We start from the raw sequence: 16,730 nt of genomic DNA, 5'->3' as shown, positions 1-16,730 counted from the left end.
GAGAAGATCCGTCCTCCCGGTCGCAGTTCCCGGCACGAGCACCGGGTACCCACGCGGAGCACGCCGCGAAGGCACCAGGCCGTGGGTCTGCATCGGACGGCGACACCCGTCCTTCGATGCCGAGACCACCCACACGGCCGACCGCGCACGCCTGGTAGCCCGCTGACTCGTGTCCTCGAACGCCGCCTGTGTCCACCGCAGGCGGCGTTCGGCTGTCCGGGGCCGATGCCATCACCTGTTCGAGCGAAGGCACAATGGACGAAGTGACCGCCACGCAGCTGCGCCTCGAACCCGCCTCGTTCCCCGTGCTCGTCGAGCACCCGGCCCGCTACAGCGACCTCGACCCCAGCCGCCGGATCGGGCGCGACGCCCTCGTCCGCTGGTTCGAGGACGCCCGCGTCGCCGTGGAGCGCGACACCTTCGGCGGCGACCTCGGTACGCGCCTGAGCGGCGAGATGCGCCTGCTGCTGGCCGCGGTCCGCGTCGACGTCCTCGCCCCGCTGCGGGTGGCCGGGCAGTACCGCATCGGGCTCGGTGTCACGCACGTCGGGTCGACCTCGTTCACCTACGTCTACGCCGTGTTCGCGGGCGAGGAGTGCGTCGCGACCGGGGAGTCGGTCAGCGTGCACGCCACCGCCGACGGCCCGACCCCGCTGCCCGACCCCGTGCGCGCCGCGCTGGAGGGGCTGCGGGTGGTGGGCGACCCGTCCCCGCGCAGCGGCCGCGACCTCGTCGTCCGCGAGGCCTACCCGTTCCGGCTCGACATCCGCACCCGCTTCGGCGACATCGACACCAACCGCCACGTCAACAACGTCGCGCTCGCCGGCTGGTACCTCGACGCGCTCGCCGAGCTGCACCTCGACGTCCTCGGCTACCCGACGGGCGGCCCGCTCGACGGCCTGCAGCCCAGCTCGCTCACCGTCCAGTACCTCGCCGAGGTGCACTACCCGGGCATCTACCAGCTGCGCGTCGGCGTCCTGGAACTCGACGCGGAGACCGTCACCTACGCCTGCGGCCTCTTCGACGGCCCCCGCTGCATCGGGCTCGCGCAGGCGACCGGCGCCCACCACGCGCAGGCGGTCGACGGCGGGCTCGTCGAGCTGTCGGCGACGCTGGAGCCCTTCCGGATGCGGAAGGTCTAGGAGACCGAGATTCCGGCCGCCCGCAGCTCGTCGAGCGCGCGGGCGGTCGAGTCCGGGGCGACGCCCGCGCACAGGTCGAGCAGCACGGTCGTGTCGAGCCCGGCCGCCGCGGCGTCGAGCGCGGTGGCCCGCACGCAGTGGTCGGTGGCGACGCCCACCACATCCACGGCATCGACGCGGCGCTCGACGAGCCAGTCGCGCAGCGTCACCCCGAACGGGTCGGCGCCCTCGAAGCCGGAGTAGGCGGCGGTGTACTCGCCCTTGGAGAACACGGCCTGCACCGGCCCCACGTCGAGCGCCGGGTGGAACGACGCCCCCGGCGTGCCGACGCGGCAGTGCGGCGGCCAGCTGTGCACGAAGTCCGGGGTGTCGGAGAAGTGGTCGCCCGGGTCGACGTGGTGGTCGCGGGTGGCGACGACCACGTCGTACCCGCCCATCCGCGCGGAGACGGCGGCGGCCACCGCGGCACCCCCGGCGACGGCCAGTGAGCCGCCCTCGCAGAAGTCGTTCTGCACGTCGACGACGATCAACGCCCTCGTCACGCGAACACCGTGGGGATCGCCGGCTCGCCGCGCGAGAGCTTGAGGCCCTCCCACGGCACCGACACCAGCGCGCCGCGCAGGCGTTCGCGGGACTCGTCGAGCGTCGGCAGGTCGGGCACCGGTTCGCCGCCGCGGACCAGCGGCACCGGCAGCACGCGGTCGTGCGGCCCGACCGGGACGCGGGAGCCGACCGCGTGCACGACCTCCTCCACCGCGGTGCCGGTCGGCTTGAACCGGCGCACCGCCGACTTCGCCCCGCCGCGCGATTCCTTCGCCGCGCTGCGCTTCGTGACCGGCCGCCCGTCCACCTCGACGAGCTTGTAGACCATCCCCGCCGTCGGCGCCCCCGACCCGGTGACGACGGACGTGCCGACGCCGTAGGAGTCGACGGGTTCGGCGCGCAGCGAGGCGATCGCGTACTCGTCGAGGTCGCCGGACAGGACGATCCTCGTGGTGACGGCGCCGAGCGCGTCGAGCTGCTCGCGGGCCTGGCGGGCGAGCTCGCCGAGGTCGCCCGAGTCGATCCGGATCGCGCCCAGTCCGGTGCCCGCGGCCTGCACGGCCAGCTCGACGCCGCGGCGGATGTCGTAGGTGTCGACGAGCAGCGTCGTGTCGGCGCCGAGGGCCTCGACCTGGCTCCGGAACGCGCCCAGCTCGTCGTCGTGGAGCAGGATCCAGGCGTGCGCGGCGGTGCCGGCGGTCGGGATGGCGTGGCTGCGCCCGGCCTCCAGGTTCGATGTGGCACCGAACCCGGCCAGGTACGCCGCCCGGGCCGCTGCCACGGCGGACGCCTCGTGGGTGCGCCGTGACCCCATCTCGATCAGCGGGCGCCCGGCCGCGGCCGTGACCATCCGCGCGGCCGCGGAGGCGATCGCCGAGTCGTGGTTGAGGATCGACAGCGCGAGCGTCTCCAGGATCACCGCGTCGGCGAACGTGCCGCGGATGGTGAGGATCGGCGAGCCCGGGAAGTACAGCTCGCCCTCGGGGTAGCCGTCGATCTCGCCGGTGAAGCGGTAGGCCGCGAGCCAGTCGAGCGTGGCGGCGTCGACGACACCGGACAGTGCGGCCAGCTCCTCGTCGCCGAAACGGAACCGGGTGATCGACTCCAGCAGCCGCCCGGTGCCCGCGACGACGCCGTAGCGGCGCCCGTCGGGGAGGCGTCGGGCGAAGACCTCGAACACGCAGCTGCGGTCGGCGGTGCCGTCGGCCAGCGCCGCGGCCACCATCGTCAGCTCGTAGCGGTCGGTGAGCAGGGCGGTCGAGACCCCGCCCGCCTGCGGGCCACCACTCATCGTGCTCCCTCGCTGCCCTCGGTCGCCCGCTGCGCGGCCACGCTGCGCCGATGATCCGGTCGCTGACGCTTCCTCATGGGAACGCACCCTATGTCCCGTGCCACCATGGGAGACATGACGGCGCCGCTTCCCGCCCCCACTCGGCAGACGGACACCGCGGTCGAGGAGGACGTCGCGGGTGACGTCCCGTGGCAGGCGATCGTCTGGAACGACCCGGTCAACCTCATGTCCTACGTGGCCTACGTGCTGCAGAAGCTGTTCGGCTACCCCGAACCGAAGGCCACTGCGCTGATGCTCGACGTGCACCACAAGGGCAAGGCCGCGGTGTCGGCGGGCGACAAGGACAAGATCGAGGCGGACGTGGCGAAGCTCCACGCGGCCGGGCTGTGGGCGACCATGCAGAAGGCGTCGTAGATGAACGGGTGGAAGAAGTCCGGTCGCGGGTCGAAGGTGCGGCTCGTCGCGTCGCTGGAGGCGCAGGAGGCCGCGGTGCTGCGCGGGCTCGTCGCCGAGGTGAAGCAGATGCTCGCCGGGCGCGTCGAGCAGAACCCGACCGACGAGCTCGCGATGATCACCGGCATCCGCACCGGCCCGTCGACGCGCCCCGACGACCGCGTGCTGGCCCGGCTGCTGCCCGACTTCACCACCGAGGACGCCGACCTCGCCGCCGGTCTGCGCTCGCTGCACGAGCCGGAGCTGATCGAGGCCAAGGACGCCGCGGCCACGCTCGTGCTCGACACGCTGCCCGAGTCGGGCGGGAAGATCGAGCTGACGGTCGAGCAGGCCGACGCCTGGCTCGCCGCCCTCAACGACGTCCGCCTCGCGCTGGGCACGGCGCTCGACGTCAGCGAGGACATGCCCGAGCAGCTCGACCCCGACGACCCCCGCTCGTCGCACCTCGGGGTCTACCAGTGGCTGACGTTCGTGCAGGACGCACTGGTGCAGAGCCGCATGCAGGTCCGCTAGTCCGTCACCGTGATCCGGTCCTGCGCGGGCGGGGCCAGCCCGGGGTTGGCGCCGAGATAGGAGAGCAGGGCGTCGAGGTCGATCTCCGCGCCGGTGAGGTCGGTGCCGTCGGCGAACGCGGTGAAGTTGTCGCCGCCGGCGGCGAGGAAGTTGTTGACGGCCACGCGGTACGGCGCGGCCGGGTCGACCGGGACGCCGTCGATCGTGATCGCGGTGACGCGGTCGCCGACCGGCGCGGCTTTCGACCAGCTGTAGTGCAGCGTCGAGGAGATCTGCAGGATCCGCGGGCTCGACTGACCCGCCCACTGCTGCTCCAGCACCGCGTCGAGCTGGGCGCCGGTGAGCGTGATGATCTGCATGATGTTGCCGAACGGCTGCACCGTGAACGCCTCGCCGTAGGTGACGACGCCGTCGGGGGCGAACGGGAGGTCGGCGCGGATCCCGCCGGGGTTGGTGATCGCGACCCGGGCGCCGGCGTCGCGGGTGGCGGCGAGCTGGGCGTCGGCGATGACGTCGCCGAGCGGGGTCTCGCCCGACGGCCCGCCGCTGCGCAGCAGGTCGGCGGTGATCGAGCCGACGGGCTCGTCCGCGATCGGCGCGGCGTCGGTGACGGCCTCGTCGACGATCGCCTGCACCGCCGCGTCCGGCTCGACGTCGCGGGAGACGACCTCGTTGCGGGCGGTGGTGCTCTCGCGGACGACGTCGCCGGTGGTGGGGTCGACGACCAGGTCGAGCACCGACAGCAGCCGCCCGAACGACAGGCCCTGCACCAGCGGGCGCGGGTTCCCGGCCGGGTCGGGCTGCGCACAGACGTACTGCTGGTGGGTGTGTGCGGTGAACACGGCGTCGACGTCGGCACCCACGCCCCGCGCGATCGCCGAGCCCGCGCCGCCGGGCTCGACGGAGCAGTCGGACGGGCCGCCGCCCGCCCCCTCGTCGCCCTGGTGCACGAGCAGCACCTGCGCGGCGACGCCCTGGGCGGTCAGCTCGGCCGACGCGGCGTCGGTGGCGGCGATCTCGTCGCCGAAGGTCAGGCCGGCCACCGCCTCGGCGGTGACGACGGTCGGCAGCTCGCGCAGCGTCACCCCGATGACGCCGATCCGGACCCCGCCCACCTCGACGACCGTGCTCGTCGGCAGGGCCGGTGCGCCCGCGGTGTCGAGCACGTTGGCGCCGAGGAACGGGAACGACGCGCCGTCGAAGTCGGGGCGGAAGACGCAGCCGTCGACGGGGTGGCAGCCGCCGTCCTGCAGCCGCCGCAGCTCGGTGGAGCCCTCGTCGAACTCGTGGTTGCCGACGGTGCTCGCGGCCACCCCGAGCGCGTCGAGGACCTCGATCGTGGGCTCGTCGTGGAACAGCGCCGAGGCGACGGGGGAGGCGCCGACGTTGTCGCCGGACGACAGCAGGACCGTGTTCGCGGCCTCGGCCCGCAGCCGCGCGACGTGCGCGGCGAGGTAGGCCGCACCGCCCGCCTCCACGGACGTGCCCGCGGCGTCGTCGACCTCGCCGGACGAGCCCGACGGCGGCTCCAGGTTCCCGTGCAGGTCGTTGAACGCGACGATCCGCACCGGCACCGGTTCGCCGCCGGCGACCGGCGCGGAACCGCGCACGTTGCGCACCTCCAGCGCGACGATCCCGGCCACGACCAGGACCAGGACGGCGACGAGAGCGACGACGGCTGGACGCGAGAGCTTCCGGGTCTGCGACGGCACGGGCGCGAGTATCGCGGCGACCGGAAATCCGTGCCGACCGGAACGGGGGCGATCTAGTTTCGGCGGTGTGAACATCGATCTGAACGACGGGGTGCACGTGTTCGCCACCCTCGCGCCCGGCACCACGATCGACGTCGAGCCGGTGGCGTCGATCGTCGAGCGGGAGGGCCGGACCGTGGTGCTGCCCGAGGCCGACGCGCTGCGGCTCGGCCTGGCCGCGACCTACCGCTGCGCGTGGATCACCCTGCGCGCGTACACCGCGCTCGACGGCGTGGGCCTGCTCGCCCGGGTGACGGCGGCGCTGGCGGCGCGGGGGATCAGCGTCAACCCGGTCGCGGGGTTCCACCACGACCACCTGTTCGTCTCCGTCGAGCGGGCGGGTGACGCGATGGAGGTGCTGGCGGGGCTGCCCGAGGGCTCCACCCGCGTGGTGGTCGGCGAGTACGAGACCGACGACGACCCGGGCCGCGTCGACCGCGACGCCGTGTGGGCGTTCCTGTCCACCGAGGCCTACTGGAACGGCTCACGGACCCGCGCCGGGTTCGAGGCGCAGCTCGCCGCGTCCCGGCGGCAGGTCGGGGCGTACCGGCGCGACACGGGGGAGCTCGTCGGTTTCGCCCGCGCCGTCACCGACGACGTGACGTTCGGCTACCTCGCCGACGTCTTCGTGCTCCGCTCCGCCCGCGGCGCCGGGCTGGGCAAGGCGCTGGTCGAGGCGATGCTCGACGGGCCGGGGCGGATCCGCTGGGTGCTGTTCACCGACGACGCCCACGACCTCTACACCCGCTACGGCTTCGCCCCGCCCGGTGACACCTGCCTGGTTCGCCGCCCTGTGACCGCATCCGCCGCCGGGGTGCGACCGCCCGGGAACGCCACGTAGGCTGGCGTGGTGCTGCAGATCCGCGCCGACCTCGTCGAGGAGATCATGGCGCACGCCCGTGCGGAGCATCCCCACGAGGCGTGCGGGATGATCGCGGGTGCCGAGGGCACGGAGCGGCCCGAGCGGTTCTTCCGGATGACGAACGCGGCGAAGCCGACCGGCGACGCCGAGGCGCAGGAGCGCGAGCAGGCCCACCGCGCCCTCGTGCTGGGCGAGGCGCACGCGGAGTACCGGGGCGAGCGACGTTCGTCACTGACGTACTACACGTGGGACGTCAAGGAACGGCTGCGCGCGCAGCGCGCGATGGACGCCGCCGACGAATGGCCGACCGTCATCTACCACTCGCACACACGCAGCGAGGCGTACCCGTCGCAGGTCGACATCGACGTGGCGTCCGGCCCGGCCAACGACCCGCGCATCCACTACGTGATCGTCTCGACGCGTCCCGACGCCGAGCCGCGGGTGCGCGGGCACGATCTGCGGTCGTTCCGGATCGTGGACGGTGTGGTCACCGAGGAAGAAGTCGACGTCGTGGAGACTTACATGTTCGCGCACACCGGCGCGGACGACGTCCCGGACCTCGGCTGACGTCCGTCTCGACCCCGTCCGTCCTTCACCTGGAGAGCATTCGCATGGCCACCGTGTCCGTCCCCACCATCCTGCGCACCCACACCGACGGCGAGAAGTCCGTCGAGGCGACGGGCAGCACCGTCGCCGAGGTGATCGCCGACCTCGACGCCAAGCACAGCGGCATCGCCGGTCGCCTGCTCAACGACGGCAAGCTGCACCGCTTCGTCAACATCTACGTCGACGACGAGGACGTCCGCTTCTCCGGTGGCCTCGACGCCCCCGTCAAGGAGAACTCGACGTTCACGATCCTCCCCGCGGTCGCGGGCGGCTGATCATCCGATGCGGTACGACTCGCTGATCGCGGCGGTCGGGGACACGCCGCTGGTCGGGCTGCCGAACCTCTCACCCAGTGCCGACGTGCGGCTCTGGGCGAAGCTGGAGGATCGCAACCCCACCGGCTCGATCAAGGACCGCCCCGCGCTGGCCATGATCGAGAAGGCGGAGGCCGACGGCCTGCTCACCCCCGGCTGCACGGTCCTCGAGCCGACGTCGGGCAACACCGGCATCTCGCTGGCGATGGCCTGCAAGCTCAAGGGCTACCACCTGATCTGCGTGATGCCGGAGAACACCTCCATCGAGCGGCGCCAGCTGCTGGAGATGTACGGCGCGCGGATCATCTCCTCGCCCGCGGCGGGCGGCTCGAACCAGGCCGTCGCGATGGCCAAGGAGCTGTCGGCGGAGAACCCGACCTGGGTGATGCTCTACCAGTACGGCAACCCGGCCAACTCCGACGCGCACTACCGCACCACCGGCCCGGAGATCCTCCGTGACCTGCCGACGATCACCCACTTCGTCGCCGGTCTCGGCACCACCGGCACGCTCATGGGCACCGGCCGGTACCTGCGCGAGCACAAGCCCGACGTGCAGATCGTGGCGGCCGAGCCGCGCTACGGCGAGGTCGTCTACGGCCTGCGCAACATCGACGAGGGCTTCGTGCCGGAGCTGTACGACCCCGAGGTGCTGACGGCGCGCTACTCCGTCGGCAGTCACGACGCCCTGCGCCGTACCCGGGAGCTGGTGGAGCGCGAGGGCATCTTCGCGGGCATCTCCACCGGCGGCATCCTGCACGCCGCACTGGCCGTCGCGGAGAAGGCGGCGGGCGCGGGCGACCGCGCCGACATCGCGCTGATCGTCTGCGACGCGGGCTGGAAGTACCTGTCGACGGGTGCCTACAGCGGCGAGCTCGACGACGCCGCCGACGGCATCGAGGGCCACCTCTGGGCCTAGCGCCCTGGGCGCGGGCGAACCAGCCGCCGCCGGGGACGTCCGGCGGTGGTGGCGGCCCGGGGCATGTGTTCGAGCAGAAGCGAATCGTCGCAGCTCAGGGACCGTTCGGCGCATCGTTGGGTTCGTGGTCGGGCGGTCGCCGAACAATCGACGGTGGCCCTCCTCGGTACGGGTGCGCGGGTGCCGGCCGGGTGGCGGGTCGCCCGAGGAACAACCGGATTGCCTGGCTGGGTCGGCGGCCGTCCCCGACCGACGTGCCCGGCTCCCGACCCAGCCCTCCTGCCGGGTGGGGCGAGACGTCCGGTGGTCCCGAACCGCAACCCCACCGCCCGGATCGACCGCGTGTCCGACCGGCTGGCGTCCTGGCCCGCGGTAGCCGGACCACGGCCGAAACCGGCACCCGGCTGCGCGTCTGAGACGCCCCGGAATGCCTACCGACCATCACGTCGATCGGCAGCGACGAACCCGCCGAGCACCGTCGCCGAACTCGCCCAGCGCCACCTGCACACTCGCCGGCGACTGCAGCTCACTCGCCGGGCGATGCAGCAAGCTCGCCGAGCGTCTGCGGCAAACTCGCCGGGCGCCGTCGGCAAACTCGCCGGGTGGTGGTGGCAAACTCGCCGGGCGCCGTCGGCAAACTCGCCGGGTGGTGGTGGCAAACTCGCCGGGGTCCGGTCGGGCGTTCGGCCCACTCCCACCCCCGGTCCCGTCGGTACCCTCGGAACCATGACCGCCCCGGTGCCCCGCCGCACAATCGGCCGCGTGCTGCCCGCCGCCCCCGGCCGCTCGGCGGTCACGATGCTGGTGTTCACGGTGTTCCTCTACGTCGTCGAGGTCGCCGACGTGATCTCCGGACAGACACTGCAGTTCAACGGCATCGTCCCGCGCGACACCGGGGATCTCGACGGCATCCTCTGGGCCCCGCTCCTGCACGACGACTGGGCGCACCTGGCCGCCAACACCCTCCCGTTCCTGATCTTCGGGTTCCTCGCGATGGCGGGCGGTATCCGGCAGTTCGTGCTGGTCACGGCCACGATCTGGCTGCTCGGCGGGCTGGGCGTGTGGCTCACCGGCGACGACAACAGCTACCACATCGGGGCGTCCGGGCTCGTGTTCGGCTGGCTCGCGTTCCTGCTCACGCGCGGGTTCTTCGCCCGCAGCGGGCGCCAGATCGCGGTGGCGATCGTGCTGTTCCTGGTCTGGGGCGGCATCCTGTTCGGCGTGCTGCCCGGGCAGCCGGGGATCTCCTGGCAGGCGCACCTGTTCGGGGCGGCCGCGGGCGTGCTCGCCGCGTGGATGGTGGCCCGCGCCGACCGACCCGAGCCGGTGCTCCCGGCGACGTAGGCTCGGCGGTGTGACGCCCGACCTCGACGCCCCGATCGGCATCTTCGACTCCGGCGTCGGCGGTCTCACCGTCGCCCGCTCGATCATCGACCAGCTGCCCGCGGAGCGCGTGGTCTACGTCGGCGACACCGCGCACGGCCCGTACGGTCCGCTGGCGATCGCCGACATCCGCCGCCACGCGCTCGCCGTCGGCGACTCCCTGATGGAGCGCGGCATCAAGGCGCTGGTCGTGGCCTGCAACACCGCCACCGCCGCCTGCCTGCCCGACATCCGTGAGCGCTATCCCGTGCCGGTCGTCGAGGTGATCCGGCCCGCGGTCCGCCGGGCCGTCGCGGCCACGCACACCGGACGGATCGGGGTCATCGGCACGCGGGCCACGATCGCCTCGGGCGCCTACGTCGACGCGTTCACCGCGGCGCGCGACGTCGAGATCACGGCGGTCGCGTGCCCCCGTTTCGTCGACTTCGTCGAGCGCGGCACCACCAGCGGCCGCCAGGTGCTGGGTCTCGCGCAGAGCTACCTCGAGCCGCTGCAGCGCGCCCGCGTCGACACCCTCGTCCTCGGCTGCACGCACTACCCGCTGCTCAGCGCGGTGCTGCAGATCGTCATGGGCCCGGACGTCACGCTCGTCAGCAGCGCGGAGGAGACGGCGAAGGACGTGGTCCGGGTGCTGTGGGAGGCCGGGCTCGCGCGCGAGCCCGGCCCGCTCGCCGGGCCGCACGAGTTCCTGGCCACCGGTGACCCGGAGCCGTTCGCCCGCCTGGGCCGCCGGTTCCTCGGGCCCGAGGTGGGCGCGGTCGCGGCCCTGACCTCGTGATCTCGCCGTTGCGCCTCACCCTCCTCGCCGGCGGCGCGTTCGCCGTCGGCACGAGCGCGTACGTCGTCGCCGGGCTGCTCCCGCAGATCAGCGCCGAGCTCGGTGTCTCGATCTCCGCGGCAGGCCAGCTGACGACGGCGTTCGCCCTCGCCTACGCCCTCGGCGCGCCGTTGCTCGCCACCCTCCTCGGCCGCCGGGATCGCCGCGGCGTGCTCGTCGCCGCGCTGCTGATCGCCGCGCTCGGCAACCTGCTGTCCGCGCTCGCGCCGAGCTACGGGCTGCTGATGGTCGGGCGGGTGCTCACGGCGCTGGGCGCGGCCGCGTTCACCCCGGCCGCGACGCATGCCGCCACCCTGCTGAGCCCGCCGGAGCGCCGCGGCCGGGCGGTGTCTGCGGTGTTCACGGGCATCACGCTGTCGCTGGTGGTGGGTGTGCCCGCGGGCACCCTGATCGGCGGGATCGTGGGGTACCGCGGGGTGTTCGCCGTGGTCGCGGCACTGTGCCTGGCCGGGGCGCTCGGCGTCCGCGCACTGCTGCCGACGGTCGACGCCCCGGCCCCGGTGGGGCTGCGCGAGCGCCTCGCCGTGGCCGCCGACCGCCGTGTGCTGACGATCCTCGGCATCACCGTGCTCGGGCTGATGGCCGTGCTGACGGTCTACACCTACATCGCCCCGCTGCTCGCCGAGTCCGCGGGCGTCACCGGGCCGCTGCTCGGCGCGCTGCTCGTCGTCTACGGCATCGGCGCCCTGATCGGCAACGATCTCGGTGGGCGGCTCACCGACCGCTTCGGCAGCCGTCGCCCGCTGCTCATGACGCTGCCGGTGATCACACTCGCGCTGGTGACGCTGCCGTTCACGATCACCTCGGTCGTCGGGGCGGGGATCGCGATGTTCGTGCTCGGCGGCGGGTTCGTCGTCAACGCGCCGGTGCAGACGCGGCTCATCGAGCTCGCGCCGTCGGGCAGCGCGCTCGTGCTCTCGCTCAACGCCTCGGCGATCTACCTGGGGATCGGGCTGGCCGGGCTGGTCGGCGGGGGAGTCGTCGCCGTGTTCGGGGTGCTGGCGCTGCCTCTCGTCGGGGCCGTCCTCTCCCTGGGCTCCCTGGGGCTCCTGGTGCTGGCACTGAGGCAGGAACCCGCACCCGGTAGCGTCGCCGCGTGATCGACGCGCTCGTGCTGGTCGTGGTGGTGGCCCTCGGTGCGGTCGCCGTGTACGGCCTCGTCACCACCGTGCTGAACCGCCCGCCCGACCGCTGGACCCGCCTGGCCGTCGCCGGGGTCGTCGCGCTGCTCGTCGTCCAGGCGGCGATCGCGGCGGTGCGGGTGTTCTCCGGCGTCGAGCTGCCCGAGACGTCGACGTTCCTCATCTACCTCGTCGTGTCGGTGTGCGTGCTGCCGATCGCCACGCAGTTCGCCACGGCGGAGCCGACGCGCTGGGGTGGTGCGGTCGTCGCCGCGGGCGCGATCGGCACGGCGGTCGCGGTGGTCCGGCTCCAGGGGCTGTGGGACGCCGGTGCCTGAACGGACGTCGAGCGGCTTCGGCCGCCTGCTGATCACCGTCTACGGCATCTTCGCGCTGTCGGCGACCGCCCGCGCGGGGGTGCAGATCGCCACCCGCTTCTCCGAGGCCCCGCTGCCCTACCTGCTCTCGGCGCTCGCGGGCGTCGTCTACATCCTCGCGACGATCGGGCTCGCGCGCAGCGGCCCCGGTGCGCGGCGGCTGGCCTGGGGGGCCGTCGGGTTCGAGCTGGCCGGGGTGCTGGTCGTCGGGATGCTGTCGGTGTTCGACGCGGGCGACTTCCCCGACGACACGGTGTGGTCGGAGTTCGGCCGGGGCTACGGCTACATCCCGCTCGTCCTGCCGCTGGTCGGTCTGTGGTGGCTGCGGCGCACCCGATCGCGTTAGCGTGACGGCCATGCGCCTGCTCGTTCTCGGCTGCTCGGGCAGCGGCCCGGGGCCGTCCTCACCCGCGTCCGGGTACCTCGTGGAGGCCGGGGACGTCCGGCTCGTGATGGACCTCGGCAACGGCACCCTCGGCGCGCTGCAGCGCCACCTCGACCCGTGGTTCCTCGACGCCGTCGCGTTCTCGCACCTGCACCCCGACCACTGCGCCGACTTCACCGCGCTCGTCGTGCACCGCCGCTACCACCCGTTCCCGCCCGCCGACGTGGGCCGACTCGCGGTGTTCGCCCCCGTCGAGGCGCCGGACCGCTTCGCCGCCGCCTACGCCCCCGACGCCGCCGAGCGCGCCGAGACCGACCTGACCGACGCGTTCGACTTCCGCCCGCACGTCGCCGAGACCGCGATCGGCGACGTCGTGCTGCGCACCGCGGCCGTCGACCACCCCTGCGAGGCCTACGCGCTGCGCGTCGAGCACGGCGGGCGCAGCCTCGTCTACAGCGGCGACACCGGCCCCACCGACGCTCTCGTCGAGCTCGCCCGCGGCGCCGACGTCCTGCTCTGCGAGGCCACCTGGCCGCACGTCACCTCGGTGTGGGACGAGCCGCCGACCGGCGTGCACCTGTCCGGCCGCCAGGCCGGAGAGCACGCCGCGGCCGCGGGTGTGGGCCGCCTGCTGCTCACCCACTGCCCGCCCTGGTTCGACGCAGCCGAGCTGGCGGCCGAGGCGAAGGCGGCGTTCGGCGGACCGGTCGAGGTCGTCGCGGCCGACGCCGGTTACGACGTCTAGGACCACACGGCCGACGCCCCCGCGTGGCCGATCCAGACCACGAGTGCGGCCACGGCCACCCCGACGACCGCGGCGGCGACCGCCAGGCCGGGCGCGAGCCGGGACGCGGCCACGGGCCCCGCATGGCTCCCCGCCGCCACCGGCACCCGCCGGTCGGCGTACACCACCGCGGCGAGCAGGGCGACGAACAGCACGGCGGCGGGCAGCAGGAACGACGCGCGGGCGGCGTGCTCGGCCACCAGCGGGCTCCCGCCACCCGTCGACGACCGCAGCTGCCATCCGCTCGACGACGCCAGCGGCACCGCGACCGCCCCGCCGAGGGCCACCAGCAGGGTCGGGATCGCGAGCACGCGCCGCCACGCCGGCCGCGCCGCGGCGGCCAGGGTGCCGACCGCAGCCAGCGGCAGCAGCACCACGACGGCGTGGACGATCAGCGGGTGCAGCGGCAGGCCCACGACGGTGTACATCCGGACATCCCACACGAACGGTGGTGAGGCGGGCGTGACCGCGGCGCGCATAGGGTGTCCTGCGTGAACCGACTCGATGGCAGGACCGACGACGAACTGCGCCCGGTGAGGCTGACCCGCGGCTTCCAGGCGCACCCGGCGGGCTCGGTGCTCGTCGAGTTCGGGGGCACGAAGGTGCTGTGCGCGGCGAGCGTGACGCAGGGCGTGCCGCGCTGGCGTACCGGTTCGGGCCTGGGCTGGCTCACCGCGGAGTACGCGATGCTGCCGTCGGCCACGCACACCCGCAGCGACCGCGAGTCCGTGAAGGGCCGCGTCGGCGGGCGCACGCACGAGATCAGCCGGCTGATCGGCCGCTCGCTGCGGGCCTGCATCGACCTCAAGGCGTTGGGGGAGAACACCATCGCGCTGGACTGCGACGTCCTGCAGGCCGACGGCGGCACCCGCACCGCGGCCATCACCGGGGCCTACGTCGCGCTCGCCGACGCCGTCACCTGGCTCGGCGCGCACGGTCGCCTCGCCGACCCCCAGCCGTTGTCGTGCCAGGTCGCGGCCGTCAGCGTCGGGGTGGTGGACGGGCGCGTGCGCCTCGACCTGCCCTACGAGGAGGACTCGCGGGCCGAGGTCGACACGAACGTCGTCGCCACCGACCGGGGCACGCTGATCGAGGTGCAGGGCACCGGGGAGGGAGCGACGTTCAGCCGCGCGACCCTCGACGCCATGCTCGACTCCGCGCTCGGCGGCATCGAGCGGCTGTGCGCGGCGCAGGCCGAGGCGCTCGCCGCGCCCTACCCCGGCGAGCTCCCGTGAGCGCGCGGATCCTGCTCGCGACCCGCAACGCCGGGAAGCTCGTCGAGCTGCGGCGGATGCTGTCGGGGTTCGAGATCGTCGGGCTCGCCGACGTCCCCGAGTTCCCCGACGCGCCCGAGACCGGCGCGACGTTCGCGGAGAACGCGCTGGCCAAGGCCCGTGACGCCGCGGAGGCGACCGGTCTGACATCGGTGGCCGACGACTCCGGTCTCGCCGTCGACGCCCTCAACGGCATGCCGGGCGTGCTGTCGGCGCGGTGGAGCGGGCGCCACGGCGACGACATCGCCAACCTCGAGCTGCTGCTCGCCCAGCTCGGTGACGTGCCCGACGACCGCCGCGGCGCCGCGTTCGTCTGCGCGGCGGCCCTCGTGGTGCCCGGCGGGACCGAGACCGTCGTGCACGGGGAGTGGACCGGCACGATCGTGCGCGCGCCCCGGGGCACCAACGGCTTCGGCTACGACCCCGTCTTCGTACCCGACGGGTCCGACCGCACCTCGGCCGAACTCAGCGCGGACGAGAAGGACGCGGCATCGCACCGGGCACTGGCCCTCGCCGCGCTCGTCCCGCACCTGCAGGCGCTCTCCGACTGACGCACGCGCCCGCCCGCCCGCCCGGCCGCACCGACCCGGCCCGCGCCGGATTGCAGCACAGCCACCTTGTCGCAACGAGACGGCGGGGAAGGTGGCCCTACGGCAACGGGGGCGGGGCAACGGGCGGGCGCGCCCACCCGACGCCGGGTTCAGCCCTCCGGGGCCTGTTCCTCGGCCAGCACCCGGCGGGCCACCCCGAACGCCGAGTTCGCCGCCGGAACGCCGCAGTAGATCGCGGTCTGCAGCAGGATCTCGACGATCTCCTCGCGGGTGAGCCCGTTGCGCAGGGCCGCGCGCAGGTGCAGTTCGAGCTCGGCGAGGTGGCCGTGCGCGACGAGGGCGGTGAGGGTGACGGCGCTGCGCATCCGGCGGTCGATGCCCGGGCGCGTCCAGACGTGGCCCCAGGCGTACTTCGTGATCATCTCCTGGAAGTCGGCCGTGGTGGCGTCGGCGCGGGCCAGCGCGGCGTCGACGTACTCCGGGCCGAGCACCTCGCGGCGCACCGCCAGGCCGTCGGGATCGAGGTCGAGGCCTGCAGGATCGGATGCAGTCGTCACGGCGATCACCGTAGCCGGATGACGGGCGGGTGGCGGCCGGGTGACGGGTGGGGTGCGCGTCACCCGGCGCGACGACGGGGGAGGGTCCGCCGGTACCGTCGACGGCGTGAATCCCCGGCGTGTGGCCCTCGGTCTCGTGGCGCTCGTCGCCGCCGTGGTCGTGGTGCTCACCGTGCGCTCCGCGGGCCTGCCCGACGTGCGCGGGGCCGTCGAGGCGTCGGGGGTCTGGGCGCCGCTGCTGTTCGTGCTGTTCTCCGGCGCCGTCACCGTGACGCCGGTGCCGCGCACCGTGTTCACCGTCGCCGCCGGGGTGCTGTTCGGCTCGGTCACGGGCGTCCTGCTGGCCGTCGCGGGCACCACCCTCGCCGCCGCGGCCGCGTTCTGGCTGGTGCGCCTGCTCGGGGCGACGTTCGTGGAGCGGCACGCGCACCGCCGCGGAGTGACCTGGGTGCGCGCCCGCCTCGACCGCAGCGGCCTGCTCGCCGTCCTGTCGCTGCGGCTGATCCCGATGGTGCCGTTCGCGGTGCTGAACTACGCGGCCGGTCTCTCCGGCGTGCGCTTCGTCCCGTACGTGCTGGGCACCGTCCTCGGGATCCTGCCCGGCACCGTCGCCGTGGTGGTCCTGGGCGACGCCGTGACCGGAGGTAGCCCCCACCCGGTCCTGCTGACGGTTTCGCTGGTCTGCGGGCTGCTGGGCATCGGGGGCGCGCTGCTGGCGGCCCGCCGCCCGGCGGTCGCCGTCACCGCGGACTGACGACGCACGGTAGCGGGTGGGTCGGTGCCGACGGCGGGATTCGAACCCGCACTGTCCCGGCCCTAAACCGGTGGCCTCCTGCCAGTTGGGCTACGTCGGCTGGCATTGCGCCCGCACCACATGTCGGTGGGTGCGTGGCGGTTCGGGCACAGGATACGGACGTTCTCCAGCCGGTTGTCGGTGTGGTCGCCGTTGCTGTGGTCGAGCGCCGGCGGGAGCGGCTGTCCCCGCGCTGACGCAGCCGGTCGGACGAGACCGCGGTCGAATCGGCTACCAGCAGTTCGGACGGCGGTCGGGCTCCCGGCCGGGGAATCG

Annotated in this window: 21 protein-coding genes; 16 read left to right on the top strand and 5 right to left on the bottom strand. The window is 73.8% G+C overall.

Features of this window, described 5'->3' with window-relative positions; translation table 11 throughout:
* The first annotated feature begins 263 nt into the window (after positions 1-263).
* Positions 264-1,142 (top strand): thioesterase family protein, encoded by an 879-nt coding sequence (locus I4I81_RS18625; RefSeq protein ID WP_218603526.1) that lies wholly within the window; start codon positions 264-266, stop codon positions 1,140-1,142.
* On the opposite strand, the gene I4I81_RS18620 is transcribed toward I4I81_RS18625, so the two are convergent.
* Positions 1,139-1,684, bottom strand: coding sequence for an isochorismatase family protein (locus I4I81_RS18620; protein ID WP_218603527.1), 546 nt, complete (start codon positions 1,682-1,684; stop codon positions 1,139-1,141). The genes I4I81_RS18625 and I4I81_RS18620 overlap by 4 nt on opposite strands.
* Positions 1,681-2,976: a nicotinate phosphoribosyltransferase gene (locus I4I81_RS18615; RefSeq protein WP_218603528.1), complete on the bottom strand. Its 1,296-nt coding sequence runs from the start codon at positions 2,974-2,976 to the stop codon at positions 1,681-1,683. The genes I4I81_RS18620 and I4I81_RS18615 overlap by 4 nt, the downstream gene beginning before the upstream one ends.
* 114 nt (positions 2,977-3,090) lie before the next feature.
* Between I4I81_RS18615 and clpS the strand changes: the two genes are divergently transcribed.
* Both clpS and I4I81_RS18605 read left to right on the top strand, forming a co-directional pair.
* On the top strand, positions 3,091-3,390 hold the full coding sequence (gene clpS, locus I4I81_RS18610; protein ID WP_218603529.1) for an ATP-dependent Clp protease adapter ClpS: 300 nt from the start codon (positions 3,091-3,093) through the stop codon (positions 3,388-3,390).
* Positions 3,391-3,942: a DUF2017 domain-containing protein gene (locus I4I81_RS18605; protein ID WP_218603530.1), complete on the top strand. Its 552-nt coding sequence runs from the start codon at positions 3,391-3,393 to the stop codon at positions 3,940-3,942.
* Here the strand turns inward: I4I81_RS18605 and I4I81_RS18600 are convergent.
* Positions 3,939-5,597, bottom strand: coding sequence for a bifunctional metallophosphatase/5'-nucleotidase (locus I4I81_RS18600; protein ID WP_372453596.1), 1,659 nt, complete (start codon positions 5,595-5,597; stop codon positions 3,939-3,941). The genes I4I81_RS18605 and I4I81_RS18600 overlap by 4 nt on opposite strands.
* A 124-nt stretch (positions 5,598-5,721) precedes the next feature.
* Here I4I81_RS18600 and I4I81_RS31450 point away from each other — a divergent pair, with 124 nt between their 5' ends.
* From I4I81_RS31450 to I4I81_RS18545, 10 genes are all read left to right on the top strand, one after another.
* Entirely contained in the window at positions 5,722-6,534 is an 813-nt protein-coding gene (locus I4I81_RS31450; RefSeq protein WP_308187688.1) for a GNAT family N-acetyltransferase, read from the top strand.
* A 9-nt stretch (positions 6,535-6,543) separates the two neighbouring features.
* Entirely contained in the window at positions 6,544-7,122 is a 579-nt protein-coding gene (locus I4I81_RS18585) for a M67 family metallopeptidase (protein ID WP_218603532.1), read from the top strand.
* A 44-nt stretch (positions 7,123-7,166) separates the two neighbouring features.
* Complete coding sequence (locus tag I4I81_RS18580; RefSeq protein ID WP_218603533.1) at positions 7,167-7,436, top strand: MoaD/ThiS family protein; 270 nt, start codon at positions 7,167-7,169, stop codon at positions 7,434-7,436.
* 7 nt (positions 7,437-7,443) lie between these two features.
* Complete coding sequence (locus tag I4I81_RS18575; RefSeq protein ID WP_218603534.1) at positions 7,444-8,391, top strand: cysteine synthase; 948 nt, start codon at positions 7,444-7,446, stop codon at positions 8,389-8,391.
* A gap of 726 nt (positions 8,392-9,117) precedes the next feature.
* The gene (locus I4I81_RS18570; protein WP_218616221.1) at positions 9,118-9,735 is read left to right on the top strand and encodes a rhomboid family intramembrane serine protease; all 618 of its coding nucleotides are present in this window, start codon (positions 9,118-9,120) and stop codon (positions 9,733-9,735) included.
* Positions 9,736-9,745: 10 nt separating this feature from the next.
* Complete coding sequence (murI, locus tag I4I81_RS18565; RefSeq protein WP_218605426.1) at positions 9,746-10,552, top strand: glutamate racemase; 807 nt, start codon at positions 9,746-9,748, stop codon at positions 10,550-10,552.
* A complete protein-coding gene (locus I4I81_RS18560; protein ID WP_218605427.1) occupies positions 10,549-11,712 on the top strand; it encodes an MFS transporter in 1,164 nt (387 codons plus the stop codon). The genes murI and I4I81_RS18560 overlap by 4 nt, the downstream gene beginning before the upstream one ends.
* Entirely contained in the window at positions 11,709-12,071 is a 363-nt protein-coding gene (locus I4I81_RS18555; protein ID WP_218605428.1) for a hypothetical protein, read from the top strand. Before I4I81_RS18560 ends, I4I81_RS18555 begins: the two co-directional genes overlap by 4 nt.
* The gene (locus I4I81_RS18550) at positions 12,064-12,456 is read left to right on the top strand and encodes a hypothetical protein (RefSeq protein ID WP_218605429.1); all 393 of its coding nucleotides are present in this window, start codon (positions 12,064-12,066) and stop codon (positions 12,454-12,456) included. Before I4I81_RS18555 ends, I4I81_RS18550 begins: the two co-directional genes overlap by 8 nt.
* 10 nt (positions 12,457-12,466) lie before the next feature.
* Entirely contained in the window at positions 12,467-13,240 is a 774-nt protein-coding gene (locus I4I81_RS18545; RefSeq protein WP_218605430.1) for an MBL fold metallo-hydrolase, read from the top strand.
* On the opposite strand, the gene I4I81_RS18540 is transcribed toward I4I81_RS18545, so the two are convergent.
* Positions 13,237-13,707, bottom strand: coding sequence for a DUF2231 domain-containing protein (locus I4I81_RS18540; protein ID WP_218605431.1), 471 nt, complete (start codon positions 13,705-13,707; stop codon positions 13,237-13,239). The two genes, I4I81_RS18545 and I4I81_RS18540, sit on opposite strands and share 4 nt — an antisense overlap.
* Before the next feature lie 63 nt (positions 13,708-13,770).
* Here I4I81_RS18540 and rph point away from each other — a divergent pair, with 63 nt between their 5' ends.
* On the top strand, positions 13,771-14,514 hold the full coding sequence (gene rph / locus I4I81_RS18535) for a ribonuclease PH (RefSeq protein ID WP_218605432.1): 744 nt from the start codon (positions 13,771-13,773) through the stop codon (positions 14,512-14,514).
* Positions 14,511-15,104: an RdgB/HAM1 family non-canonical purine NTP pyrophosphatase gene (rdgB, locus tag I4I81_RS18530; protein WP_218616220.1), complete on the top strand. Its 594-nt coding sequence runs from the start codon at positions 14,511-14,513 to the stop codon at positions 15,102-15,104. Before rph ends, rdgB begins: the two co-directional genes overlap by 4 nt.
* Before the next feature lie 149 nt (positions 15,105-15,253).
* On the opposite strand, the gene I4I81_RS18525 is transcribed toward rdgB, so the two are convergent.
* Complete coding sequence (locus I4I81_RS18525; RefSeq protein WP_218616219.1) at positions 15,254-15,661, bottom strand: carboxymuconolactone decarboxylase family protein; 408 nt, start codon at positions 15,659-15,661, stop codon at positions 15,254-15,256.
* 106 nt (positions 15,662-15,767) lie between these two features.
* Between I4I81_RS18525 and I4I81_RS18520 the strand changes: the two genes are divergently transcribed.
* On the top strand, positions 15,768-16,415 hold the full coding sequence (locus I4I81_RS18520) for a TVP38/TMEM64 family protein (RefSeq protein WP_218616218.1): 648 nt from the start codon (positions 15,768-15,770) through the stop codon (positions 16,413-16,415).
* The last annotated feature ends 315 nt before the right edge of the window (positions 16,416-16,730 follow it).

This window comes from Pseudonocardia abyssalis (assembly GCF_019263705.2).
Lineage (GTDB): Bacteria > Actinomycetota > Actinomycetes > Mycobacteriales > Pseudonocardiaceae > Pseudonocardia > Pseudonocardia abyssalis.
Note: the sequence above shows the minus strand (reverse complement) of the source record. Positions and strands in the feature narration are given on the sequence as shown.